Raw genomic sequence first — 23,379 nt, forward strand, 5'->3', positions numbered from 1 at the left:
GGGAGGCTCGGCGGCGTACAGCTTGTACTACTCCTTGGAATCCTCGCCGCTCTCCCGGCGCTTCAGCTCCTCCTCGCGGCGGCGCAGGTCGGCCTCCCAGTCCCGCAGGTGGGCGTCGTCGTCCTGCACCGGCTCCCCGGCCGTGCCCTTCTCGGTCTTCTCGGCCTTCTCGTCGTTGAGGGACTTCAGGAACTCCGGGTTGTCGTCCGGGGCGATCCACTGGCCGCCCGAGGCGCCCAGGCGCTGGGCGGTGGCGCGGTCGCGGCCGATGATCAGCCAGGAGACGGAGCCGACCAGCGGGAACAGCAGGATGAGGATGGCCCACACGGGCTTGGGCATGAAGCGGACGTCCTTCTCCTGCGTGGTGACGCAGTCGATGAACGCGTAGATGCTCAGCGCGAGAGGCACCAGGATCAACAGCACCCGCAGCATGTATTCGGTCCCCTTGAGTTGCTGTCCGGGCGCGCTGACGGTCGCGTCCGGCCCCCGCTGACAGGTCCAGGGTAGTGCGTAACGGATACTGGAACGCATGGCTTACGACGATCTTCGCTCCCTGCTCAGGGCGCTGGAGCGCGAGGGCGACCTCAAGCGCATCAAGGCCGAGGTGGACCCGTACCTGGAGGTCGGGGAGATCGTCGACCGGGTGCAGAAGGCAGGCGGGCCCGCGCTGCTCTTCGAGAACGTGCGCGGGTCGGCGATGCCGCTGGCGATGAACGTGTTCGGCACCGACCGGCGGCTGCTCAAGTCGCTGGGGCTGAAGTCGTACGCGGACATCAGCGACCGGATCGGCGGGCTGCTGAAGCCCGAGCTGCCGCAGGGCTTCGTCGGTGTGCGGGAGGCCTTCGGCAAGCTCGGCGCGATGACGCACGTACCGCCCAAGAAGGTGAAGTCGGCGGGCGCGCCGGTGCAGGAGGTCGTCCTCAAGGGTGACGAGGTGGACCTCGACCGTCTCCCGGCGCTCTTCACCTGGCCGGAGGACGGCGGCTCCTTCTTCAACCTGGGGCTGACGCACACCAAGGACCCGGAGTCCGGCGTACGCAACCTGGGTCTCTATCGCCTTCAGCGGCACGACAAGCGCACGATCGGCATGCACTGGCAGATCCACAAGGACAGCCGCAACCACTACCAGGTGGCGGCGCGCAAGGGCGAGCGGCTGCCGGTCGCCATCGCGTTCGGCTGCCCGCCCGCCGTCACCTACGCGTCCACGGCACCTCTGCCCGGTGACATCGACGAGTACCTGTTCGCCGGGTTCATCGCGGGCAAGCGGATCGAGATGGTCGACTGCCAGACGGTGCCGTTGCAGGTGCCGGCGCAGGCGGAGGTGGTGCTGGAGGGCTGGCTGGAACCGGGCGAGATGCTGCCCGAGGGGCCCTTCGGTGACCACACGGGCTTCTACACCCCGCAGGAGCCCTTCCCGGCGCTCACGATCGACTGCGTGACGATGCGGCGGCGCCCGCTGCTCCAGTCGATCGTCGTGGGCAGGCCGCCGACGGAGGACGGCCCGCTGGGCCGGGCGACCGAGCGGTTCTTTTTGCCCCTGTTGAAGATCATCATTCCGGACATCGTGGACTACCACCTCCCCGAGGCCGGCGGCTTCCACAACTGCGCGATCGTCGCGATCGACAAGAAGTACCCCAAACACGCACAGAAGGTGATGCACGCGGTCTGGGGCGCCCACATGATGTCCCTGACCAAGTTGATCATCGTCGTCGACTCGGACTGCGACGTCCACGACCTGCACGAAGTCGCCTGGCGCGCCCTCGGCAACACGGACTACGCCCGTGACCTGACCGTCGTAGAAGGCCCCGTCGACCACCTCGACCACGCCTCCTACCAGCAGTTCTGGGGCGGCAAGGCGGGTATCGACGCGACCCGTAAGTGGCCCGAGGAGGGGTACACGCGGGACGGTGGCTGGCCGGAGATGGTCGTGTCGGACCCGGACACGGCGGCGAAGGTCGACAGACGCTGGAAGGAATACGGCCTGTGAGCTCCGCATCCGCATCCGCCGCACTGCCCCAGCCGGGGCGCACGAAGGCGTTCCTGCGCCTGGTGATGATCGAACACTCGATCTTCGCACTGCCCTTCGCCTACATCGCGGCGCTGACGGCGATGTTCCAGACGGACCGGAACATCCACTGGGGCCGGCTGCTCCTGGTCACCGTCTGCATGGTCGGCCTGCGCACCTTCGCGATGGCGGTCAACCGGATCATCGACCGCGAGATCGACGCCCGTAACCCGCGCACGGCCCACCGTGAACTGGTCACGGGCGCGATGTCGGTGAAGCACGCCTGGACCGGCGCCCTGATCGCCGTCGTCGTCTTCCTCGGTTCGGCGGCCCTCCTGAACCCCCTGTGCCTGGCCCTCGCCCCCGTCGCGGTGATCCCGATGGTGGTCTACCCGTACGGCAAACGGTTCACGAACTTCCCCCAGGCCATCCTGGGCCTCGCCCAGGCCATGGGCCCGGTCGGCGGCTGGCTGGCGATCACGGGGGAGTGGTCCTGGGACGCGGTGATCCTGGGCCTGGCGGTCGGCATCTGGATCGGCGGCTTCGACCTGATCTACGCCTGCCAGGACGTCGACACCGATCGCGAGACCGGCGTGCTGTCGGTACCGGCCCGCTTCGGCATCCCGGCGGCGGTGTGGAGCGCCCGGGTCTGTCACGCGCTGACGACGGGCCTGTTCGTCTGGTACGCGCTGGTCACGGACGCGGGGGCGTTCTTCTGGCTGGGACTGCTGATCGTGGCGGGCGCGTTCGTGTACGAGCACAGGATCGTGCGCCCGCATGATCTGTCACGGCTGAACCGGGCGTTCTTCTCGGTCAACGGGTTCATCGGCATCGCTCTTTTCGGGTGTGCGCTGCTCGATCTGGTCGTCCGTGGACTCACGGTCTGAATTCCGGTAGGGGTGACCGCCGGTAGGCTCAGGGTGTGAACGCAGGAGAAACGCAGCGCGCGCCTTGGATCGTGGGGGTGTCCGGCGCTTCAGGGACGCCGTATGCGGCTGCTGTGCTGCGCGCGCTGCTCGCGGCGGGGGAGGCCGTCGATCTGGTCGTCAGCCGGGCCTCCCGGCTCACCCTGCTCGACGAGACCGGGATCTCCTTCCGGGACGCCCACTGGCAGGACGACCTGCGGGAATGGCTGTCCCGGGGCGCGGACGGCAAGCCCGGCACCTTCGCCGTGGACATCAGCGGCGTACGGCACTGGAGCGCCGGCGATCTGGCGGCCGGGCCCTCCTCCGGGTCGTACGCCACCAAGGGGATGCTGATCGTGCCCGCCTCCACGGCCTGTGTGGCCGGGGTCGCGCTCGGGCTGTCGAAGGACCTGTTGCAGCGGGCGGCCAGTGTCACCCTCAAGGAACGGCGCGCACTCGTCGTCGCCGTACGGGAGTCCCCGTTGAACGGGCAGACCCTCCGTCACCTGGTGACCCTGGACGACGCCGGCGCGAGCGTCGTACCGGCCTCGCCCGCCTTCTACGCCGGCGCCACCCACATCCAGGACCTCGTGGACTTCGTCGCCGGGCGCGTGCTCGACGCGGCGGGCGTCCCGCACGGGCTGTACCGCCGCTGGAGGGGCGAACTCGGCGGCGGGACCGGGCCGTCCCCCACGTCCCGTGCTGATAACGACTGAGCCGGCGTACGTATCAGCAACTGGCAGTACCACTCATCACCTTCAGGACCCTCTGTACTTCAGCACTGCAGCACCTCAGCAGCTCAGCACCTCACCAGTCTTCACCTTCAGCAGTCTTCAGAAATGTTCAGCATTCTTCAGGATTCTTCATCGGAAGGCTCGATCGCATGGACGCCGTGGACAGGCAGCTCATCCAGGCCCTGAGAGAGAACGGCCGGGCCTCCTACGCCGAGCTGGGGCGCCTCGTCGGTCTGTCGGGACCCAGTGTCACCGACCGCATCAACCGGCTGGAGGCGGCCGGTGTCATCACCGGGTACCGCGCCACCGTCGACTCCGCCTCGCTCGGCCTCGGCGTCATCGCCCTCATCGGCATCTCGCTCTCCGACGCGGCCGACCACGAGGACGTGGCGCGCCGTATGCGGGACCTCAGCGAGATCGAGGACTGCTGGTTCATCGCCGGCGACGACTCGTTCATGCTCAAGGTGCGGGCGAGTGACGTCGACGGGCTGGAGAAGACCATCCGGCGGCTCAGCGGGACCGCGGGCGTCTCCAGGACCCGTACGACCATCGTGCTCTCCACGAAGTGGGAGAACAGGGTGGGTGAGCTGCCGGAAGAGCAGTAGGGGAATGGGCGTACGGTTGACGAGGTCCGTCTAGGTGTAGGAGAGGTATGAGCATGGATGTCGGGCTCAAGCGCGAGCTGGAGGAAAAGGTCAGGGCCGGTGAGCGGCTGACCCGCGAGGACGGCATCGCGCTCTACGAGTCGGACGACCTGGCCTGGCTCGGCGGGCTGGCGCACGAGGTGCGCACCCGTAAGAACGGTGACGTCGTCCACTTCAACGTCAACCGGCACCTCAACATGACCAACGTGTGCACCGCCTCCTGCGCCTACTGCTCGTTCCAGCGCAAGCCGGGTGAGAAGGACGCGTACACGATGCGCATCGAGGAGGCGGTCAAGCTCGCCAAGGCGATGGAGGGCGAGAACCTCACCGAGCTGCACATCGTCAACGGCCTGCACCCGAGCCTCCCGTGGCGGTACTACCCGCGCTCCCTGCGGGAGTTGAAGGCGGCCCTCCCGAGCGTCTCCCTCAAGGCGTTCACGGCGACGGAGATCCACCACTTCGAGACGATCAGCGGCCTGTCGGCGTCGGAGATCCTCGACGAGCTGATCGACGCGGGTCTGGAGTCGCTGACCGGCGGCGGCGCCGAGATCTTCGACTGGGAGGTCCGCGAGCACATCGTCGACCACCGGACGCACTGGGAGGACTGGTCGCGCATCCACCGCCTCGCGCACGAGAAGGGTCTCAAGACCCCGAGCACGATGCTCTACGGCCACATCGAGGAGCCCCGGCACCGGGTGGACCACGTCCTGCGCCTGCGTGAACTCCAGGACGAGACCGGCGGCTTCCAGGTCTTCATCCCGCTGCGCTACCAGCACGACTTCGTCGACATGAAGGACGGCAAGGTACGGAACAGGCTCCAGGCCCGTACCCAGATGGCCACCGGCGCGGAGGCCCTGAAGACCTTCGCGGTGTCGAGGCTGCTGTTCGACAACGTCCCGCACGTCAAGGTCTTCTGGGTCATGCACGGCGTCCAGACCGCCCAGCTCGCCCTGCAGCACGGCGCCGACGACATGGACGGCTCGGTCGTCGAGTACAAGATCACCCACGACGCCGACAACTACGGCACCCCCAACAAGCTCACCCGCGAGGACCTGCTCGACCTGATCAGGGACGCCGGCTTCCGTCCGGTGGAGCGCAACACGCGGTACGAGATCATCCGCGAGTACGACGGCCCGGACCCGGCGCGCCGGGACTCGCCGCAGCCGATGCGGGTGTGAGCGAGGTAATGGTAATGGGTACCTATTACCGGTGACACTTACCTTCACCCTCGATCCCGCCGTCACCCCCGACCTCCGTGACGGGCTCCTCGACCTGTGGACGGACGTCTCCAACGCGGGCGGCGCCGTCGGCTTCGTCGCCCCCGTGGAGAGGGGGACGATCCGGTCCGAGCTGGTGAAGTACTTCGCCGGGATGGCGGGCGGCGGCACCCGGCTCCTGGTCGCGCACGACGAGGACGGGCGGGTCGCCGCGACCGCCTTCCTCACCTTCAACACCCACCGCCTGATGACCCACTGGGTGTGGCTGTACGCGGTGATGGTCCATCCCCGCCACCAGGGCAGGGGCCACGGCCGCGACCTGCTGTCGGCGGCGGCCGACGCGGCCCGCACCTTCGAGGGCACGGAGGCGATCCGCCTCACCTGCCGCGGCGGCCTCGGCCTGGAGCGTTTCTACGGCTCCTGCGGCTACCGGGAGGTCGGCCGCGTACCCGGTGCGATACGGGTCGCACCCGGCGACGACCGCGACGACGTCATCATGCTGCTGCCCCTGTCATGAGTCCGTGCGTCCCCGTACACCCCCCTGCAAGATCTGAACCTCGCCGTGCTTCACTGGACGGTGCCCCTTTTTGGAACCGGAAGAGTGGATTGAGATGCTCCGCTACACGCTGATGCGCCTCGGGATCTTGGTGGCCTGCCTGCTGGTCGTCTGGGGCCTCGTCGTCTCCGGTGTCGCCCCGCGTGGCCTCGGCGACTCCAACGGCATGTGGATCATCCTGCTCTCCCTCGTGATCTCCGCCCCGATCAGCTTCGTGGTGCTCCGCAAGGAGCGGGACCGGGCGTCGTTGCAGATCGTCGAGAGGGTGGACCGCGTCAAGGCCAACCTGGACGCGAACCGCAGCCAGGAGGACGAGGCCGTCGACGAGGCGGCCCGCGCGCAGGGTCAGCCTTCCTGACCCGGGAGCACAACTACCCTTGCCTCCATGGGTGCTGTGAAGAACAAGCGGATGCCGCGTGCCGTCCGTGAGCAGCAGATGCTGGACGCCGCCGTACAGACCTTCGGCCAGCGCGGCTACATGGCCGCGTCGATGGACGAGATCGCCGAACTCGCCGGTGTCTCCAAGCCGTTGGTCTATCTGTACCTGAACTCGAAGGAAGACCTCTTCACCGCCTGTATCCGGCGCGAGGCAAGGACGCTCACCGAGGCGGTCCGCGCCGGAGTCGGACCGGCCCTGCCGGCCGACCGCCAGCTCTGGGACGGCCTGCGCGCGTTCTTCACGCACACCGCGCAGAACCCGGACGGCTGGTCGGTACTGCACCTCCAGGCCCGTACGCACGGCGAGCCGTTCGCGTCCGAGGTCGCCGTGATGCGCGAGGAACTCGTCGCGTTCGTCACCCAGTTGATCGTGGTCGCCGCCCGCGAGGCCCACCGCGACCCCTCGCTGCCGGAACGGGAGGTCGCCGGCCTCGCCGTGGCCCTCGTCGGCGCCGCCGAGTCCCTCGCCGCCTGGGCCAACGCCACCCCGGGCGTCACCGCGAGACAGGCGGCGACAACCCTGATGAACTTCGCCTGGGCGGGCCTGGACAGCCTGATGGCGGGCAACCCCTGGTCACCCCCGGCGGAGACCTCCGAGGTCGCCGGTATCGAGGGCTGAGCGAGCGGCGTCCCAAGGGGCTACAGGCGCCAAGGGCGCGGGGCCGGCGGAGCGCACCCTCACACCCCTCGCACCTCCCCCCGCAGATGTACGCGCCCCCCGCCCCGCAGTTCGAAGCTCCCGAAGCCGTCCGCCCCGTACTCCACCGCGCCCGGCAGCAGCACCGGCGCCCTGAAGTCGGTCCGGACCAGGGCCGACCGGGGGGTGCCGTGGGCGGCGAGGCAGCGGGCGGCGGTCCACATGCCGTGGGCTATCGCGCTCCGGAAGCCGAAGAGGCGGGCGGTGAGGGCGTGCAGGTGGATGGGGTTGCGGTCGCCGGAGGCGGCGGCGTACCGCCGGCCGACGTCCTCGCCGAGCCGCCACTCGGCGACCAGGGGCAGCGCCTCGCGTTCGTCACCGGCGGGCGGCGCACCGGAGCCAGGCGCACCGGTGTCAGGCGCACCGGTGTCCGGCGCACCGGCGGCAGGCACACCGGTGGCCGGCACCCCACTCCGGTGCCGGGCCAGATAGGTGCTCCGCGACTCCCACACCAGTTCCTCGCCCTCCCGTACCTCCGTCTGCACCGAGGCTTCGGTGCCGCGTCGGTGGGGCGTCAACTCCTCGACGTACACGGAGAGTTCGTAGATGCCGGTGGCCGCCAGCGGGCGCCAGCGGATGATCTCCACCGAGGTGTGGACCAGTCCGAGGAGCGGGAGCGGGAAGTGCCGGTCGGTCATCAGGCGCATGGCCAGGGGGAAGCCGAGGACGTGCGGATAGGTGATGGGGAGGCTGTCGTCACCGACGGGGAAGCCGCAGACCCGCTCGTAGGAGGCGAGCCGGGCGAGGTCGATGCGTACGCCGGGCAGGACGAGGCGGGTGTCCAAGAGGCCGGCGTCAGCGCGGGGTTTGTTGAGGGCGGCCTTCTTGAAGGGGGACAGGAGGGCGCCCCAGGCGAACAGGAGAGCGAGGGAGGGCGTCCGGTCGAGGGTGTGGGCAGGCATACGGCTACGCAACTCCCGGCTCGATACGAGTCTGGCGATATGGCTCCACGGCTTACTTACTCTGAAGTAAGGTTACCGGAGGTAAGCCCCAATTCCCCCCTGACGGACACGACCCGTCCTGCGTGGAGAGGTGTGAAGAAGGCCCGGGAAAGCCTAGGAAGGCCCCTGTGGCCGGTGCTAACGTGAAATGCTCATGACGGGCCAAAAGGTGACCCATCGGTAACCTGTGTGATGTCCGAGCTTGCACACCCCCGCCGCTCCACCACCCCCGAACCCGCACGACCCCCACACGTGCGAGCCGTACGATCCGGTTTCTGAACAGCGGCGCTGCCGAATCCGTACATCTGTGGTGAACCCACCGGAGGTGCACGCCCACCGGAAGGCCGCTGCACGCCACAGGAGCCGCTCGTGTCGTCGTCGTTCCCGTCCTCTCCGTCCTCCCCGGCCTCGCAACAGATCGTGACCGCCGTGGGCTACGACGGCGAGCCGCTCCTGGTCGAGCCCGAGATCCGGCGGCTGGACGGGGCCGTGCGTGAGGTGGCCGTACCGGCGTTCGTCGCACCCGCGACCTACGGCTCGCTCGCGGACATCCCCTTCGACAACGCGAACGAGGAGCCCGGGACGACGGTCCTCAGCCGCCGTGCGCCGGACGGGACCTGGACGGATGTCACGGCGGCCGAGTTCGCCGAGCAGGTCCTCGCGGTGGCCAAGGGGCTGATAGCCGAGGGGCTGATGCCGGGCGACCGGCTGGCCATCATGGCGCGGACGACATACGAGTGGACGCTCATGGACTTCGCCGCGTGGGCGGCGGGCCTGGTGACCGTACCCGTCTATCCGACGTCCTCCGCCTTCCAGACCCGCTGGATCCTCCAGGACTCCGGCGCGGTGGCCCTCGCCGCCGAGACCCTCACCCAGGCCGCCGCCCTCGGCCCGGAGCGCGACCGCATCCCCGACCTCAAGCACATGTGGGTCTTCGAGAAGGGGCACGTGGAGCGGCTCGCGGAGCTCGGCAAGGACGTACCGGACCAGGAAGTCGCCGTACGCCGTGGGGTGTTGGGCCCCGACACCCTCGCCACGCTCATCTACACCTCGGGCACGACCGGCCGCCCGAAGGGCTGCGCGCTCACACACGGCAACTTCTTCGCCGAGGTCGACAACGCCATCGAACTCCTCTACCCCGTCTTCCGGGAACGGACGAAGGAGGAGGCGTCGGTGCTGCTCTTCCTGCCGATGTCCCACGTCTTCGGCCGGATGGTGGCCATCGCGTGCATCCGGGCGGGGGTGCGGCTGGGCCATGCCCCGAGCCTGAAGTCGGAAGACCTGCTGGGGGACTTGGCCGCCTTCAAGCCCACCTGCCTGCTCGCCATCCCCTACATGCTGGAGAAGGTCTTCAACACCGCCCGCGCGAGAGCCGAGACGGCCAAGCGGGTCGCCTCCTTCGACCGCGCGGTGGGCGTGGCCCGCCGCTACAGCGAGGCGGTGGAGGAGCAGCGGCACGGCGTCGGCCACGGCCCCGGCCGCGCGCTGCGCACCGCGCGCGCCTTCTACGACCCCCTCGTCTACCGCCGTATCCGCAACGCCATGGGCGGCAGGGTCCGTTACATGATCTGCGGCGGCTCACCCCTCGCCCGCCCCCTGGCCGGATTCTTCGCCGGTGCGGGCATCGAGATCTACGAGGGCTACGGCCTGACCGAGTCGACTGGCGCGGCCACCATCACGCCACCGCTCAAACCCCGTGTGGGCACGGTGGGTTGGCCCCTCCCCGGCACCCGGGTGCGGATCGCCGCCGACGGCGAGGTGCTGCTCGCGGGCGAACAGATCCTGCGCGGCTACTGGGACCCGGGCGCCGGCGGTGTCGTCCCGGCGGCGCCGGACGGCTGGCTGGCGACCGGTGACATCGGCTCCCTCGACGAAGAGGGCTATCTGACGATCACCGGCCGCAAGAAGGAGATCCTGATCACGGCGGGCGGCAAGAGCGTGGCCCCGGCGCCCATGGAGAACTGGCTGCGGGCCCACCCCCTGATCTCCCAGGTGATGATCCTCGGCGACGGCCGCCCCTACATCTCGGCCCTGATCACCCTCGACCCCCCGGGCCTCACCCACTGGCGCCAGATGCAGGGCAAGCATCCGGTGCCGGTCGAACTCCTCATGGACGACGCCGACTTGAGGGCGGTCATCGAGCGGGCGGTGGAGGAGGCCAACAAACTCGTCTCCCGCCCGGAGTCGATCCGCCGGTTCACCATCCTTCCCGTCGACTTCACGGAGGAGGCCGGTCATCTGACACCGTCGATGAAGCTGCGACGGTTCGAGATCATGCGGGACTTCGCGGACGAGGCGGAGGGGTTGTACGAGAAGTAGCCCGGGGCGAGGCGCGGCGGGGCGGGGTGCGACAAGCCCCCCTCGCTGTCTCGCAGTCGACGTACGACCGGCGTACGACCGGCGTACGACCGGCGTACGGTCGACCTACCCTCGGCAACTCTCGGCGACGGTGTCCGCGAACACCCGTGCGATCGGGCTGAGCGCGTCCCACCGCCGGACAGCCCACCCCACCGCCAACGGCCGAAGCGCGGGCAGCGGGATCAGCCGGACCGGCCCCTCCATGCCCGGCACGGCCAGATCGGGCACGGCCGGAACAATCGCGCACCCCAACCCCAACTCGGCCAACAGCAGAGCCGTGTCCCAGTCGGCGACACTCGTGTCGAACACCGGCCGTACCCCCACCTCCGCGAACGCCGCGTCCAGACGCGCCGCGGACGTGGAGTTGGGCGGCAACCGGATCAACCGCAGGTCGCGCAGATCACCGACCTCGGCATGATCCCGCCCCGCAAGAGCCTCACCCGCCCCCACAGCGAGCACCCACGGCAACTCCATCACCACCCGCTGCTCGATCCCCCGCACCGGCCCCCCGATGGTGATCCACGCAAGATCCAGCTCACTGTCGGCCAGCGCGGCGAAACACCCCCGGCTCGAGTTCTCCGTACGGAACTCCAGGCTCACCTTGGGGTGTTGACGCCGGAAGGTGACAACCGCCTCCGCCATGAAGTGCCGTACGGTCGTGGCGCCGGTGGCGACCCGTACCGAACCGCTCTCCCCGTCGACGAGATCCTTGAGCTGGCGCAGCGCGAGATCCAGCCCGGCGATGCCTTCCGAGGCGGCGGTCTGCAACACGCGTCCGGCCTCGGTCGGTACGACGCCTCGCGCGTGCCGCTCCAGCAGCGCGACGCCCGTCTCCCGCTCCAGCCTTTTCACATGCTGGCTCACGGCCGACTGCGTACACGCGAGGTCACGGGCCACCGCGCTCAGGCTGCCCGCCCGGCACACGGCGACGAAGACGCGCAGGTCATCCAGAGTCACAACACCCAAGCTAACACTTGGAGTTGGTGACAGAACCTTAGGATTGACTGGTTTCGGGCGAGTACGTCACGATCAGCACAGGGCCCAGGCGGCAACCCGTCCCGCGCCCCCGCCGGGGTCCGGACCACAGGGCGGGGAGTGGACGGGTGCCGACCTTTCGCGCACCGAGAGGACGCCACCCCATGTCCGCTTCCCCACCCTCTCCGTCTCCCCCCTTTCCTCCCCCGCTCTCTCCCTCCACCCCCGCCCTCGCCACCTCCGCTGCCGCCCAGGCCGTGGGATTCCTGAGGCAGTTGGGCGCCGAACAGATAGGGCACCCCGGCGGCACCCTGCTCGCCCACCTCTGCCGGGTCTACCGTCTGCTCGCCGCCTGGGAGGCCCGGCCGGCCCTCCGCCTGGCGGGCCTCTGCCACGCCGCCTACGGCGCCGACGGCTTCCCCACCGCCCTGCTCTCCCTCGATCGTCGCGCCGAGCTGGCGAGGGTGATCGGCCCGGAGGCGGAGGAGATCGTCCACGCCTACGCCGCCATGGACCGCAAGGCCACCCACCCGGGCCTGGCCACCCCGGACGCGCCGTTCCACGACCGCTTCACCGGCGCCGCGCGAACGACGAACCGGAGCCGGTGCGAGGACCTCGCCGAGCTGACGGCCGCGAACGAGCTGGACCTCGCCCGAGTGAACCCGGTGTTCCGCGAACAGTGGGGCCCGGACCTGCTCGCCCTCTTCACCGGCTTCCGGCCGCTGCTGAGCGCACGGGCGTGGGAGGACGTGGGAGCGACGCTGGGCCGCTGACGTCGCTGAATCGCCGACGCCGGCCGTTCGAGCTCAAACGAGCGGTGGGCGGTCCGTGGACCTGGACCGGAGTACGGTGGCGGTACCGAGCGCACTTCGCACGCCGTCATCCATTTCGGCGTCGCCCTCGGGGAACGGCAATGCCGGGACGCATCGCGTCCGGTCGGAAATGAGCCGCCCCACATGAGCCTGTTGACTCTCGGAGTACTCGCCTCCTCGCACAAGGAGAACGAGTTCCGCCTGCCGCTGCACCCCCGTCACCTCGACCGAATCGCACCTGACCTGCGCGACAAGATCTTCCTTGAACAGGGCTACGGCCGGCGCTTCGGCGTCGCCGACGACGCGCTGCGCCCACTCGTGGCGGGCCTGCGCTCCCGCGAGGAGCTCCTCGCCGAGTGCGACGTCATGCTGCTGCCCAAGCCGACGCACGACGACGTCGCCGAGCTGCGCGAGGGCCAGGTCCTGTGGGGGTGGCCGCACTGTGTGCAGGACGAGAAGATGACCCAGCTCGCCATCGACCGACGGCTGACCCTGATCGCCTGGGAAGCCATGAACCACTGGACCGCCGCGGGCGCCTTCAGCGTCCATGTGTTCCACAAGAACAACGAGCTGGCCGGCTACTGCTCGGTGCTGCACGCCCTCCAGCTCGGCGGGCTGACCGGCCACTACGGCCGCCGCCTGCGCGCGGTGGTCATCAGCTTCGGCGCCACGGCGCGCGGCGCGGTCACGGGCCTGGGCGCCATGGGGGTCACCGACGTCACGGTGCTCACCCAGCGCGCCGCCGCGGCGGTGGCCTCGCCGATGCCCTCGGTCGTGATGGCCCACTTCGAGGAGCGGGAGGACGATCCGTCGCGGCTGCAGGCAGCCACCCCGACCGGCCCCGTACCGCTGGCGGAGTACCTGGCCGGGTTCGACATCATCGTCAACTGCATCCTGCAGGACACCGACGCCCCGCTCACGTTCGTCAACGACGAGGAACTCGCCCTGTTCCGGCCGGGGACCTTCTTCGTCGACGTCTCCTGCGACGAGGGCATGGGCTTCGAGTGGGCCCGCCCGACCACCTTCGGCGAGCCCATGCACACGGTGGGACCGGGCTGCCACTACTACGCGGTCGATCACAGCCCGTCGCACCTGTGGAACTCCGCCACCTGGGAAATCAGCGAGGCGCTGCTGCCCTACCTGCGCAAGGTCATGACCGGCCCGGTGGCATGGGACGCCGACGTCACGGTGAGCAAGGCCATCGAGATCCGCGACGGCGTCGTCCAGAACCCGAAGATCCTCAGCTTCCAGCAGCGGTCGGCCGACTACCCTCATGCGCCTTCGCTGAGCTCAGTGGGCTGACGAGACTTGTGCGGGGTCGGCGAGCCGCGGTCAGAACCAGTGCAGGCAGTGCGGGGGGCGGTCGGCGCGGAAGAGCGCGTCAGCGAGGGTGGCCGCGCCCGGGCGGTGGGCTTGGATGTGTCCGGCACGCACGAGCGTGCTCGGGGCGGTGCCACCGAGGTATACGGAGCCCAGGTCGCGCACGTCGAGGGACAGGTCGGGCTTCCGGTCCGTGGGGACGCAGTCGGCCTTGCCGTCCCGGACGGTCAGCAGGTAGCGGCCGTGTTCGCCGAGGAACGGGTCGTCGACATCAAGGACGAGCTCGCCGTCCGTGAACCAGCCGCGCGCGGTCAGTGCACGCGGGACGTCCAGCAGTCGCACCCAGAGCCAGTCCATGTCGCCGCTCACCTCGCCGGCGCGGAAGTCCGCGAACTGCCAGCGCAGCGGGTGCTCGGGCGGAACGTGCTTGAACACGACCTTGGAGACCAGGTCGTGTTCGAGTACGAACCGGGCCAGCGCCGTGAAGACGGCGTCGTCGGTGACGATGATCTCGTCGACTGTCAGGGTGCCGGACTCGACCGAGTAGCTGGCGTACCCGTCCGGGACGCCGTCGGAGTCCCGGTGGACGGCGACGTAACGCGGCGCGGGCGATATCGGGGGCTGCCCCGCGCGCAAGACCCACCAGCGGTGCGGCCGGGACAGTGCGCCGGGCTGGGCGCGGCGGTACCGGTCGTAGACCTCTTCGAGGATCTCACCGCATTCGGCCCGACGCAGTACCTCGACCGATCCGTTGTCCGAGCCGGTCGCCGGCGCGTCGGCCACTCCCCGCGCTCGGGGAACGGCGAGGGCGGCCCGGTGGCGCGGCACCGTCAGCCGCGCCGTGTAGGCCGCCGGTCCGTAGCCGAACCTGCCGTAGATCAGGGCCTCGGAGGCCAGCAGCACGGAAAGGAAGTCCCCGCGCGCCCGCAGCTCGGTGAGCTGATGCCGCATCATCGCGCTGAGCACGCCCTGGCGCCGGTGCGAGGGCAGGACGCCGACGGCGGTCACCCCGGGGGCCGGGACGAGGGTCTCACCGGGCAGGGTGAGCTCGAAGGGGTACGTGGCGGCGGTGCCGATGGGCCGCCCGTCCGCCGTCAGGGCGAGTAGGCAGCGGTCCATTTCGAGTGCCGACCACCAGAGCCCGCCGCCCTCGACCGGGGGTTCGGGGAAGAGCCCGAACGCGGCATGGACTGTGTCGACGAAGACGTCGAGATCCTCATCGGTCGTGGAACGGATCTCCATAGTTACCGCTGCCTCCTCGGGATACCGGCACCACGACTCATCATGTCCGGCCACATTGCAGCGTCAACCCGTAGCCAGGACAAGCGAATTACGGCCGGGCCCGCAGCCGGACACACGTACGCGGAACCCCCTTGTGCGGGTACGTCACTGCCCGGCAGAGATCGACCAACGCACCTCGGAGGTGCCGGTGACGTGGACGTACGCGTCCGGGGCCGCGGTGCTGACCTCGGTCTCGTTGTAGGTGGTGGCGACCTTGCCGTCCGCACATTCCTCGACGGAGGTCATGCCGAGCGCGGGGACCTCGACCTTCACGGTGCCCTTGCCCTCGCAGTTCAGGGCGATCCCGAGTCTCCCCTTGTGGAGCCCGCCCTTGAAGGGGATGACACGACCGAACCGCCCGTTGGCGAACGAGGCGATGGTCTTGCTCCCGATCCCCGGAGCCTTGGTGACGGACTCGCCGTCGACGTGCTGAACGGCGGCGGCGGGCTCGGCGGAGGCGGTGGGTGTGGCCGGGGCCGACTTCTTGGCCGAGGTTTTCGGACCGTCGTCGCCGCTGGTACAGGCGGTGCCGGTCAGCAGCACCGCCGCGCAGATCGCTGCCGCTGTGGCGGCGCGGGTGGTCATGGTCATGCCCTGATCATCACCGCGCCGGGTGCCGGTAAGTCCACCTCGGCCGCGTACGCAGCACAGCTGTTACACAGACGCCTGGCGGAGGAAGAGGGACCAGGTGGTGGGGGAGAGGGTGAGGTGGGGGCCGGTGGGGTTCTTGGAGTCCCGGAGGTGGACGGCGTGGGTGCAGGTGGCGACCTCTACGCAGTCGCCGCCTTCGCCACTGCTGTGGCTGGATTTGCGCCAGGAGTAGGCGGCTTCGAGGCACTCGCCGCCTTCGCCGCCACTGTGGCTGGACTTGAACCAGGTGAATGCGTCGGTGTTCATTGCTCCCCCAACATCTTCTCGATCAGGGCCTGGGACTCCATGGGAGTGAGTGCCATCGCGCGCGTGATCCCATAGCGGTCGGTGATCTTCCTTACCTCGTCGCCATCGGTGATCAGCCGAGGGTGACCCTGGACCTCGGTGTACGCAACTGGTGGATGCCTCTTGGGTGTCAGCAAGTTGAACGCGCCGTCCATGTTTGGGTGTTGCGTCTGGCTGGTCGGCATCACCTGAATCTCGACATTGCGCATGCGGCTGATCCGGAGCGTCTGCTGCAACTGGTCCCTATGGACGTCGGGTCCGCCGATCGGCCGTTGCAACACCGCCTCTTCGAGTACGAAGCCGCACATCGGAGGCGGCCACCGGTCAAGTACCTGCTGACGTGCCAGGCGGTCGGCCACACGTTTCTCGATGGTCTTCTCGTCGAGCAGGGGTCGTCGACGGGAGAACACGGCTCGTGCATAGTCCTCGATCTGCAGTATCCCGGGCACACCCTGGTTGGCGTAGAAATGCAGCTCGACCGCTGTGGCCTCCAGAGCGGCATAGCCCCGATACCACTCGGGGTGCCGAGTCCGCGCCCTCTTCATCGCCTCCTCGACCTCGGGGATCGCGTCCTTCAACAGCCCACCGGCGTTGAGGATGTCGTCCGCCTTCTCCAGCAGCTCGGGCCTCGTGATCCGTACCCCGCGCTCCATGGCGGAGATGGCATCAGGCCCGTACCCCACCAACTCCCCGAACTGCTTCTGAGTCAGCCCCGCCCGTTCCCGCAACCGCTTGAGCATCTTGCCCAGCGCGGTAAACAGGCCCGTCGTACCGTCTTCCTCCGCCGGAGTCTCCGGCTTCCGCTCCGCGTCCTCGGTCACGTACGCCACCACCCTCACCTCATCGTGGACACCATGGTCACGGCCGACAACCCGTACCCGTAACCCACCGCACCCGTACGGATACCCGGAGTCCACCCGTCGCCCCTGGTCAGGTCAGGTCGGGGCGGCCACGCTCGGTGACGTGAACTCACAAATCTCCACCCACCCCGACGAACTGACCCAGCGCGTCAGCTGCACCCCACGCGGCGCCCGCCTGGCCAGACGCCTCACCGCCCAGCAACTCGCCGAGTGGGGATACCCGCCCCACATCTAGAAAGGTAGGACTCCATGATCCCCAGGTGCCGTGTTCACCTGCTTCCGGGGCTCACTGCTGCGATCAGTCACTCCACGCCAGGGCGAGCCGGGCACACGCCGGGGCCCTGCCAGACAAGTCGCAATGTGTGCAAAGAAGGCGAATTACATGCATTACCTGAAAATCGCTTCTTTGTGGCGAATCCGAATCCAAGCCCTCCAGTAAGGGAAATCAACGGGTAACGGCATTCATCATTCCGTTATTGGAGATTAACCTCCGGCTGATCAACTGCGGTCTCGCTCGGCAGATGATTTGACAGCAACCGGAGGACAAAAGACATGTCCGGAAAAACTCTTGCTTTCGCGGTGAGGACTCTGGCGCTCACCTCACTCGTCGCCGGCCTCATGGCATTCACACCGAACGTGAACGCCCAAACGCAGGCCGATCACCCTTCCCATGACGTTCCAGTGGCAGCGGGACCGAGCGGTGGGGCGACGCAGAAAATCGCCAACAGCCTGGGAGACTCCCGCACGGCTGGAATATATCTCGACCGCGACAGACAAAGATTCGTCGTCAATGTCACCGACAGCAAGGCCGCGGAAGCGGTCAAGGACGCCGGCGCAATCCCGGAGCAGGTCACGTACGACACCGCATACCTGGACTCGATCAAGCGGAAGCTCGACGACACCTTCAAGACACCCGGAACGATGTGGGGTGTAGACGTCCCGGCCAACCAGGTGACCATCCACGCAGACAGCACCGTCAGCGACGCGGACTTCACCAAACTGGGTGAATTCATCGCACCGTACGGCGACGCCGCGCGCATTGTGCGCATCGCGGGAGAAACCACGGAGACGTCATCCCCTATCAATGGGGGTGATTACATCAGAAACGACACCGTATCGTGCTCGTACGGGTTCACCGTGCGCAGCAAGACCAACCCCGAGTACAAATCGATTCTCACCGCAGGACATTGCACCATTGACGGAGGAAATGACTGGTTCAAGTCGGATGGTACCTACATTGGCTACACGACGGGACACTACTACTCGGACGGGAACGATTTCGGCCTGATCCGCGCCTACAACACCAGCGACGTGACCTACTACGGGAACGTCGAGGCGCAGAACGGGGAAGCCCAGGACATCACCTACTCGCGCGACAGCGCGATCTATGAAACCGTTTGCGCCTCCGGATACAACAGCAAGTACGGCTGCGGCATCGTGGGACTCAAGAATCAGACCATCACCTACACCAGCGGTCACCAGGTCACCGGCATGGACATGGTGAACATCTGCCGCGCCTCCGGCGACAGCGGTGGACCCCTCTTTGCTCTCGACGCCGCGCTCGGCATTCTTTCGGGTGCGAACAACAGCGCGTGCTACAGCTACTATCAGCCGGTGAACGAGGCGCTGGCCTGGTACGGAGTGGAAGTCGTCTGATCACCTGACCCCGTACCGCGCCCCGATCCCCGCGATCACCGGGGCCAGCCTCCAGGGCCCCGGCGTGTGCCCGGCTCGCCCTGGCGTGGAGTGGTTGATCGCAGCAGTGGGCCCCGGAAGCAGGTGAACACGGCACCTGGGGATCATGGAGTTCTCTACGCTTCAAGATCCACGAAGGTGCCGTGTTCGTCCCTCCAGTCATCTCCTGTAGCTGCTCCCGCGCCTCACGCGCCCTGCCTGGAGGCCCTCGGGGGGCCTGTCGCGCGGGTTCAAGTCCGTTGCCTGGTCGCCGGGTTGACGACACCGCGCAGCACGTCGTCGCCGAACTCGCCGCGAACGCCGTCACGCACGGCCGCGTACCGGGACGCGACTTCGAACTCCGCCTCCTGCTGCTCGCGCCGGACGCCCTGCGTATCGAGGTGAGCGATACGCGGGGCGACCGGCGGCTGCGTATGGTGCCCCGATGGGAGATCGACGAGGCGGGCCGGGGCCTGATCATCGTGTCGGTCCTCGCCCGGACCTGGGGCGTGGCGGAGTGGGACATCGGCAAGACGGTGTGGGTGGAACTCCCGCTCAAGGAAACGTGAGTTGCCCGCTTCGGTTTGATGTGACCGTGATTCCGCGATGACCGGTGCCCGGGGCGCTGACATGGACCACCGGAAGGCGGAGCCGGCGGCCGGAGCGTAGAGGCGGGTCCGCGTCCGTCGGTGAGCGGTGTGCGCCCGAGGTGGGCCAGAGCCCGTACAGCGGCGGCCTGTTCGTCGGTCAGAACGTTAGAGGGCGTCGATGTTCCCGATGAATTCGAGAATGGCCTTCGCCAACTCCGCGGGGGCCTCCATCGCGGCATAGTGACCCACACCGTCGAGTGATACCGAGCTCACTTCGGTCGCTGCGGCCTGGGACATGGTGCCGACCGTGAAGGGGCCTCCGCCCGCGCCGACCGCGAGTACAGGCACGGTCAGGCCGTGCGTGTCGGCAAGAGCTCTGATCTCGGGCCCCTCCCTGAGCATCGACTGGTAGAGGCCGATCGCTCCGCGCCAGCCGTCGGGTCGGGAATAGGTGCGGGCGAACTCCTCGATGTCGGTGTCGGTAATGGCTCCTGGAGTCGCGGTCAGGGCGGGGAACGCGAACTGTCCCAGGAATTCCCGCTCGCGGCCGGCGAGGAGCATCTCGGGGATGCCGGGTGCGGCGAGGACACCGATGTGCCAGGCACCGCCGTGGGTGATGTCGGCCAGGCTTTCGAGGCCGAATCCGGGCAGGCCCATCTCGATCGCGGTGAGACTGCGTACGTCCTGCGGGTGGGTGGCCGCCAGGCGGAAGACGGTCGCTCCGCTGATGTCCTGCCCGGTCAGGTGGACCGGGCCGACGTCGAGCTGTTCGATGAGAAGGTGCAGGTCCTCTGCCGAGGTCCTGCTGTCGTACTCGCCCGGCCCGTTGTCGGAGTCCCCGAAGCCGCGCAGGTCGACGGCGAAGACCCGGTGGCTCTCCGCGAGGAGCGGGATGATCTTGTGAAAAGTCCACCAGCTCTCGGGAAAGCCGTGGACCAGAAGGACCGGTGATCCACCGGCTCCCGCCGCTGCGTAGTGCAACCGGGTTCCGTTGACCTCTGCGAAATGGTGGGAGATACCCGCAAGCGCAGGACCCGCAAGCGCAGGACCCGGAAGTGTGGGAAGTGTGGCGTCCATCAGTCTCCTCAATTCGACAACCTTGTTGTCCAAAACAATAGACAACAGGGTTGTCGATGTCCAGTCCGCGGTCGCCGTAGTCTTCTTCCATGTCACGATCTGGCGCTGATCTCGCACTGCTCCTGCTCGGAGGTTTTCGCTCGCTGGTGGACGCCGCGACCGCCGAGCTGGCCCGCCGCGGCTACGAGGACGTGCGTCCGGTCCATGACTTCGCCATGCGAGCCATCGCCGCCGGCGCGGACAACGCCTCAGAGCTCGGACGGCGCCTGTCGGTCTCCAAGCAGGCGGCAGCGAAAACCATCACGGTGCTGCAGGAACGTGGATACGTGGCACGAGACACGGACCCCCTCGACGCCCGCCGCAAGCGCCTGCACGTCACCCCACTCGGCTGCGAAGTGCTGCGACAGGGCGAATCGATCTTCGACGAGTTGCGCGATCAATGGGAACAGCGGATCGGTTCCAGCGAGCTCGCGAGCCTGGAGACGCACCTGGCGGACCTGGTTGGCGCTCAGCCGGTGCGCCTCGACGCACCGGGCTGGATCGTGCAGGACCTCGGCGAGCCGGTCTGACACCCGGCCCGCCCAGGGCGGCGCCGGCCCTGGGGTGTCAGTGCCGTCGATTCCATCCCGCCGATCGGAGAACCGTCGATACGGCCGCCCCCAGGCAGTCGACCGCGCACACGGACAGGCTCGGCCACCGAGCCTCCAGCGGTCGGATCGGACGTCACCGCACATCCGACCGCCACGACCACCGGCCCGGCGCCGATGCGGTCACAGCGCCAGCGTGGTCCTGGCCGCCGTTTTCCCGCGCACGGGCAACAGGAGACGCCACCGCCCGGACGCCCTACTGCCGTCCGCCGAACCGCCAGTCGTGCACCTCGATGTCGGCGTACCGGTCCGGGGTGAGGAGGACGGTGCGGGCCGTGGCCGGGTCCGGTGCCCGGAGCAGGGCCGCTGTACCCAGCCAGGTGGTGCCGTCGTCGGACAGCAGTGGGCCGTAGGCGATCAGGTCGGCGCCCCGGTCGGGCGGTAGGGCGAGGTCGGCGGGCTCGCCCGTGCCGAGGCCGAGGACCAGGTACCGGGTGCCGTCGGTCGGACCGCCGGGGAAGGCCCACATGGTGCGGCGCAGGGTGTTGCGCCAGCGGCGCAGCAGTACGTCGCGGTAGACGCCGGCCTGGTAGCCCGGTTCGTCGAAGGCGAACGCGCGGGCGGCTCCCGGGTCGGGCAGGTCGAGGATGTGCAGGCTGCCGGTGGGGGTGTCGCCGTCGGCGGCGAGGGTCGGGCCGCGGGCGATCATCTCCTTGGCATACCGGTCCATGTACGACCAGTGCTCTTCCAGTAGTTCGAGGCGCAGGGCCAGGGAGTCGGGCCGGTCGCGGTGGTAGCAGAGGAACTCCATGGCCGAAGGCGTACCAAGTTTCGCTTGGGCATAGTGCTTGACTTCGCAAGACCCAAGTACGACATTCCCGCCCCATGAACCCAGAAGTGGACCCCGCGAGACGTACCGACCGTACCGAACCTTCCGGACGCGCCGAACTCCCTTCCAGACGAGGCGTGTTGGCCGGCGCCGCCGCGGCGGGTGTCGCGGTCGGGGTGGGTGTCGCGGCGGGGCAGGGGACGGCCCATGCCGCGGCCCCGCCCCTCCTCGGGACGTACGACGTCGTCGTGGTCGGAGCGGGCGCGGCCGGGATGACCGCCGCACTGACCGCCGCCAAGCAGGGGCTGACCTGCGTCGTCGTCGAGAAGGCGCCCACCTTTGGTGGCTCCGCCGCCCGTTCCGGCGCCGGGATCTGGATCCCGAACAACCCCGTGATCCTGGCGGCCGGGGTGCCGGACACCCCGGCCAAGGCCGCCGGCTACCTCGCGGCGGTCGTCGGCCCGGACGTCCCCGCCGCCCGTCAACAGGCCTTCCTCGCCCACGGACCCGCCATGCTCTCCTTCGTCATGGCGAACAGCCCCCTCCGCTTCCGCTGGATGGAGGGATACAGCGACTACTACCCGGAGTTGCCCGGCGGTCTCCCCAATGGCCGTTCCATAGAGCCCGATCAGCTCGACGGGAACGTCCTGGGCGCCGAACTCGCCCACCTCAACCCGCCCTACCTCGCCGTCCCGTCCGGCATGGTCGTCTTCAGCGCCGACTACAAGTGGCTGGCCCTCGCCGCCGTGAACGCGAAGGGCGCCGCTGTCGCCGTCGAGTGCCTGGCGCGCGGCACGAAGGCCGCCCTCAAGGGGCAGACCCCGCTCACCATGGGCCAGGCGCTCGCGGGCGGACTGCGCGCGGGCCTGGCGTCGGCGGGAGTGCCGGTCTGGCTCAACACCCCTCTCACCGACCTCTACTCGGAGTCCGGAGCGGTCACCGGCGCCGTCGTCACCCGCAACGGAGCCGCCGGTCTCCTGCGCGCCCGACGCGGCGTGATCGTCGGCTCGGGCGGCTTCGAGCACAACGCGGCGATGCGCGCCCAGTACCAGCAGCAGCCCATCGGTACGGAGTGGACGGTCGGCGCGAAGGAGAACACCGGGGACGGAATCCGCGCGGGCGAGCGCGCCGGCGGTTCCCTGGCCCTGATGGAGGACGCCTGGTGGGGCCCGGCGATCCCGCTGCCCGGCGAGCCGTACTTCTGCCTCGCCGAACGCACCCTCCCCGGCGGCCTGTTGGTCAACGCGGCAGGCTCCCGCTTCGTCAACGAGGCCGGTCCCTACAGCGACGTCGTCCACACCATGTACGAGCGCGACGCCACCGACCCGGACATCCCGGCCTGGCTGATCGTCGACCAGAACTACCGCAACCGCTACCTCTTCAAGGACGTCACGCCGACCTTCGTGCTCCCGGCCGACTGGTACAACTCCGGTGCCGCGTACAAGGCGTGGACGATCGATGCCCTGGCGACCGCGATCGGCGTCCCGCCCGCCGCCCTCCGCACCACGGTCAGCCGCTTCAACTCCCTTGCCCTGAACGGCGACGACACCGACTTCGGGCGCGGCGACAGCGCGTACGACCACTACTACACCGACCCGGCCGTCCTCCCGAACTCCTGCCTGGCCCCGCTGTGGCTGCCCCCGTACTACGCCTTCCGGATCGTCCCCGGCGACCTCGGCACCAAGGGTGGCCTACGGACCGACGCCAAGGCGCGGGTACTACGGGCCGACGGCACGGCGATCCCCGGCCTGTATGCCGCCGGCAACGCCAGCGCCGCCGTCATGGGCCACAGCTACGCGGGCGCGGGCTCGACGATCGGCCCGGCGATGACGTTCGGATACGTGGCGGCACTGGCGGCGGCGGGGGTGCTCTGACCGCCGGGAGACCATTGGGGGCCCTCAGCTGGGATATGCCTGTGCGTTCCGCATGAACATGCCCTAGTG

Annotated in this window: 25 protein-coding genes; 16 read left to right on the top strand and 9 right to left on the bottom strand. The window is 68.8% G+C overall.

Going from position 1 to position 23,379, the window contains the following annotated elements; translation table 11 throughout:
- Positions 1 to 27: 27 nt before the first annotated feature.
- Entirely contained in the window at positions 28 to 432 is a 405-nt protein-coding gene (locus ACW4TU_RS26895) for a PLD nuclease N-terminal domain-containing protein (protein ID WP_457430317.1), read from the bottom strand.
- 97 nt (positions 433 to 529) lie between these two features.
- Here ACW4TU_RS26895 and ACW4TU_RS26900 point away from each other — a divergent pair, with 97 nt between their 5' ends.
- The 8 genes from ACW4TU_RS26900 (at position 530) to ACW4TU_RS26935 (ending at position 7,118) form a co-directional block, all read left to right on the top strand.
- Positions 530 to 1,987: a menaquinone biosynthesis decarboxylase gene (locus tag ACW4TU_RS26900; RefSeq protein ID WP_457417343.1), complete on the top strand. Its 1,458-nt coding sequence runs from the start codon at positions 530 to 532 to the stop codon at positions 1,985 to 1,987.
- On the top strand, positions 1,984 to 2,892 hold the full coding sequence (gene mqnP / locus ACW4TU_RS26905) for a menaquinone biosynthesis prenyltransferase MqnP (protein WP_457417344.1): 909 nt from the start codon (positions 1,984 to 1,986) through the stop codon (positions 2,890 to 2,892). Before ACW4TU_RS26900 ends, mqnP begins: the two co-directional genes overlap by 4 nt.
- Before the next feature lie 35 nt (positions 2,893 to 2,927).
- Positions 2,928 to 3,626, top strand: a complete 699-nt coding sequence (locus ACW4TU_RS26910) for a UbiX family flavin prenyltransferase (protein ID WP_457417345.1) — start codon at positions 2,928 to 2,930, stop codon at positions 3,624 to 3,626.
- A gap of 167 nt (positions 3,627 to 3,793) precedes the next feature.
- Positions 3,794 to 4,249 (top strand): Lrp/AsnC family transcriptional regulator, encoded by a 456-nt coding sequence (locus ACW4TU_RS26915; protein ID WP_329275752.1) that lies wholly within the window; start codon positions 3,794 to 3,796, stop codon positions 4,247 to 4,249.
- 53 nt (positions 4,250 to 4,302) lie between these two features.
- Positions 4,303 to 5,466, top strand: coding sequence for an aminofutalosine synthase MqnE (gene mqnE / locus ACW4TU_RS26920; protein WP_164313757.1), 1,164 nt, complete (start codon positions 4,303 to 4,305; stop codon positions 5,464 to 5,466).
- 31 nt (positions 5,467 to 5,497) lie between these two features.
- On the top strand, positions 5,498 to 6,022 hold the full coding sequence (locus tag ACW4TU_RS26925) for a GNAT family N-acetyltransferase (RefSeq protein ID WP_457417346.1): 525 nt from the start codon (positions 5,498 to 5,500) through the stop codon (positions 6,020 to 6,022).
- Between the two features lie 94 nt (positions 6,023 to 6,116).
- Positions 6,117 to 6,419, top strand: a complete 303-nt coding sequence (locus ACW4TU_RS26930) for a DUF4229 domain-containing protein (protein ID WP_457417347.1) — start codon at positions 6,117 to 6,119, stop codon at positions 6,417 to 6,419.
- Positions 6,420 to 6,446: 27 nt separating this feature from the next.
- On the top strand, positions 6,447 to 7,118 hold the full coding sequence (locus ACW4TU_RS26935; protein WP_457417348.1) for a TetR/AcrR family transcriptional regulator: 672 nt from the start codon (positions 6,447 to 6,449) through the stop codon (positions 7,116 to 7,118).
- A 59-nt stretch (positions 7,119 to 7,177) separates the two neighbouring features.
- Here ACW4TU_RS26935 and ACW4TU_RS26940 read toward each other — a convergent pair whose 3' ends face one another.
- A complete protein-coding gene (locus tag ACW4TU_RS26940; RefSeq protein WP_457417349.1) occupies positions 7,178 to 8,098 on the bottom strand; it encodes a MaoC family dehydratase in 921 nt (306 codons plus the stop codon).
- Positions 8,099 to 8,557: 459 nt separating this feature from the next.
- Between ACW4TU_RS26940 and ACW4TU_RS26945 the strand changes: the two genes are divergently transcribed.
- On the top strand, positions 8,558 to 10,456 hold the full coding sequence (locus ACW4TU_RS26945; protein ID WP_457430319.1) for an AMP-dependent synthetase/ligase: 1,899 nt from the start codon (positions 8,558 to 8,560) through the stop codon (positions 10,454 to 10,456).
- Between the two features lie 105 nt (positions 10,457 to 10,561).
- Here the strand turns inward: ACW4TU_RS26945 and ACW4TU_RS26950 are convergent, their stop codons facing one another.
- Positions 10,562 to 11,452: a LysR family transcriptional regulator gene (locus ACW4TU_RS26950; protein WP_457417350.1), complete on the bottom strand. Its 891-nt coding sequence runs from the start codon at positions 11,450 to 11,452 to the stop codon at positions 10,562 to 10,564.
- A 182-nt stretch (positions 11,453 to 11,634) separates the two neighbouring features.
- Here ACW4TU_RS26950 and ACW4TU_RS26955 point away from each other — a divergent pair, with 182 nt between their 5' ends.
- Complete coding sequence (locus ACW4TU_RS26955) at positions 11,635 to 12,243, top strand: DUF6817 domain-containing protein (RefSeq protein ID WP_457417351.1); 609 nt, start codon at positions 11,635 to 11,637, stop codon at positions 12,241 to 12,243.
- A 183-nt stretch (positions 12,244 to 12,426) separates the two neighbouring features.
- Entirely contained in the window at positions 12,427 to 13,584 is a 1,158-nt protein-coding gene (locus tag ACW4TU_RS26960; RefSeq protein WP_457417352.1) for a N(5)-(carboxyethyl)ornithine synthase, read from the top strand.
- A 30-nt stretch (positions 13,585 to 13,614) separates the two neighbouring features.
- Here the strand turns inward: ACW4TU_RS26960 and ACW4TU_RS26965 are convergent, their stop codons facing one another.
- The 4 genes from ACW4TU_RS26965 to ACW4TU_RS26980 all read right to left on the bottom strand — a co-directional run bounded on the left by ACW4TU_RS26965 (position 13,615) and on the right by ACW4TU_RS26980 (position 16,640).
- Positions 13,615 to 14,844: a GNAT family N-acetyltransferase gene (locus ACW4TU_RS26965; protein WP_457417353.1), complete on the bottom strand. Its 1,230-nt coding sequence runs from the start codon at positions 14,842 to 14,844 to the stop codon at positions 13,615 to 13,617.
- Positions 14,845 to 14,988: 144 nt separating this feature from the next.
- Entirely contained in the window at positions 14,989 to 15,474 is a 486-nt protein-coding gene (locus ACW4TU_RS26970) for a hypothetical protein (protein ID WP_457417354.1), read from the bottom strand.
- A 63-nt stretch (positions 15,475 to 15,537) separates the two neighbouring features.
- Positions 15,538 to 15,780 (bottom strand): DUF397 domain-containing protein, encoded by a 243-nt coding sequence (locus ACW4TU_RS26975; protein WP_457417355.1) that lies wholly within the window; start codon positions 15,778 to 15,780, stop codon positions 15,538 to 15,540.
- Positions 15,777 to 16,640 (bottom strand): helix-turn-helix domain-containing protein, encoded by an 864-nt coding sequence (locus ACW4TU_RS26980; RefSeq protein WP_457417356.1) that lies wholly within the window; start codon positions 16,638 to 16,640, stop codon positions 15,777 to 15,779. Before ACW4TU_RS26980 ends, ACW4TU_RS26975 begins: the two co-directional genes overlap by 4 nt.
- Before the next feature lie 142 nt (positions 16,641 to 16,782).
- Here ACW4TU_RS26980 and ACW4TU_RS26985 point away from each other — a divergent pair, with 142 nt between their 5' ends.
- The 3 genes from ACW4TU_RS26985 (at position 16,783) to ACW4TU_RS26995 (ending at position 18,922) form a co-directional block, all read left to right on the top strand.
- Complete coding sequence (locus ACW4TU_RS26985; RefSeq protein ID WP_457417357.1) at positions 16,783 to 16,914, top strand: hypothetical protein; 132 nt, start codon at positions 16,783 to 16,785, stop codon at positions 16,912 to 16,914.
- A gap of 317 nt (positions 16,915 to 17,231) precedes the next feature.
- Positions 17,232 to 18,335, top strand: coding sequence for a S1 family peptidase (locus ACW4TU_RS26990; RefSeq protein WP_457417358.1), 1,104 nt, complete (start codon positions 17,232 to 17,234; stop codon positions 18,333 to 18,335).
- Positions 18,336 to 18,568: 233 nt separating this feature from the next.
- Positions 18,569 to 18,922, top strand: a complete 354-nt coding sequence (locus ACW4TU_RS26995; RefSeq protein WP_457430321.1) for an ATP-binding protein — start codon at positions 18,569 to 18,571, stop codon at positions 18,920 to 18,922.
- Between the two features lie 186 nt (positions 18,923 to 19,108).
- Here the strand turns inward: ACW4TU_RS26995 and ACW4TU_RS27000 are convergent, their stop codons facing one another.
- Positions 19,109 to 19,924, bottom strand: a complete 816-nt coding sequence (locus ACW4TU_RS27000; RefSeq protein ID WP_457417359.1) for an alpha/beta fold hydrolase — start codon at positions 19,922 to 19,924, stop codon at positions 19,109 to 19,111.
- Between the two features lie 242 nt (positions 19,925 to 20,166).
- Between ACW4TU_RS27000 and ACW4TU_RS27005 the strand changes: the two genes are divergently transcribed.
- Entirely contained in the window at positions 20,167 to 20,589 is a 423-nt protein-coding gene (locus tag ACW4TU_RS27005) for a MarR family winged helix-turn-helix transcriptional regulator (protein ID WP_457417360.1), read from the top strand.
- A gap of 274 nt (positions 20,590 to 20,863) precedes the next feature.
- Here ACW4TU_RS27005 and ACW4TU_RS27010 read toward each other — a convergent pair whose 3' ends face one another.
- A complete protein-coding gene (locus ACW4TU_RS27010) occupies positions 20,864 to 21,418 on the bottom strand; it encodes a YciI family protein (RefSeq protein ID WP_457417361.1) in 555 nt (184 codons plus the stop codon).
- A 74-nt stretch (positions 21,419 to 21,492) separates the two neighbouring features.
- Here ACW4TU_RS27010 and kstD point away from each other — a divergent pair, with 74 nt between their 5' ends.
- Positions 21,493 to 23,310 carry a 3-oxosteroid 1-dehydrogenase gene (kstD, locus tag ACW4TU_RS27015; protein ID WP_457417362.1) on the top strand — a complete coding sequence of 606 codons (1,818 nt, stop codon included), beginning with the start codon at positions 21,493 to 21,495 and terminating at the stop codon, positions 23,308 to 23,310.
- The last annotated feature ends 69 nt before the right edge of the window (positions 23,311 to 23,379 follow it).

The organism is Streptomyces kryoterrae (genome assembly GCF_054072135.1).

Bases quoted from the DNA above. Each gene is read 5' to 3' on its own strand.
- ACW4TU_RS26930 (WP_457417347.1), top strand. From the start codon at position 6,117: ATGCTCCGCTACACGCTGATGCGCCTCGGGATCTTGGTGGCCTGCCTG.
- ACW4TU_RS26990 (WP_457417358.1), top strand. From the start codon at position 17,232: ATGTCCGGAAAAACTCTTGCTTTCGCGGTGAGGACTCTGGCGCTCACC.
- ACW4TU_RS26935 (WP_457417348.1), top strand. From the start codon at position 6,447: ATGGGTGCTGTGAAGAACAAGCGGATGCCGCGTGCCGTCCGTGAGCAG.
- mqnE (WP_164313757.1), top strand. From the start codon at position 4,303: ATGGATGTCGGGCTCAAGCGCGAGCTGGAGGAAAAGGTCAGGGCCGGT.
- ACW4TU_RS26965 (WP_457417353.1), bottom strand. From the start codon at position 14,844: ATGGAGATCCGTTCCACGACCGATGAGGATCTCGACGTCTTCGTCGAC.
- ACW4TU_RS26970 (WP_457417354.1), bottom strand. From the start codon at position 15,474: ATGACCATGACCACCCGCGCCGCCACAGCGGCAGCGATCTGCGCGGCG.
- kstD (WP_457417362.1), top strand. From the start codon at position 21,493: ATGAACCCAGAAGTGGACCCCGCGAGACGTACCGACCGTACCGAACCT.
- ACW4TU_RS26960 (WP_457417352.1), top strand. From the start codon at position 12,427: ATGAGCCTGTTGACTCTCGGAGTACTCGCCTCCTCGCACAAGGAGAAC.
- ACW4TU_RS26915 (WP_329275752.1), top strand. From the start codon at position 3,794: ATGGACGCCGTGGACAGGCAGCTCATCCAGGCCCTGAGAGAGAACGGC.
- ACW4TU_RS26900 (WP_457417343.1), top strand. From the start codon at position 530: ATGGCTTACGACGATCTTCGCTCCCTGCTCAGGGCGCTGGAGCGCGAG.
- ACW4TU_RS26955 (WP_457417351.1), top strand. From the start codon at position 11,635: ATGTCCGCTTCCCCACCCTCTCCGTCTCCCCCCTTTCCTCCCCCGCTC.
- ACW4TU_RS26940 (WP_457417349.1), bottom strand. From the start codon at position 8,098: ATGCCTGCCCACACCCTCGACCGGACGCCCTCCCTCGCTCTCCTGTTC.
- ACW4TU_RS26975 (WP_457417355.1), bottom strand. From the start codon at position 15,780: ATGAACACCGACGCATTCACCTGGTTCAAGTCCAGCCACAGTGGCGGC.
- ACW4TU_RS26895 (WP_457430317.1), bottom strand. From the start codon at position 432: ATGCTGCGGGTGCTGTTGATCCTGGTGCCTCTCGCGCTGAGCATCTAC.
- ACW4TU_RS27010 (WP_457417361.1), bottom strand. From the start codon at position 21,418: ATGGAGTTCCTCTGCTACCACCGCGACCGGCCCGACTCCCTGGCCCTG.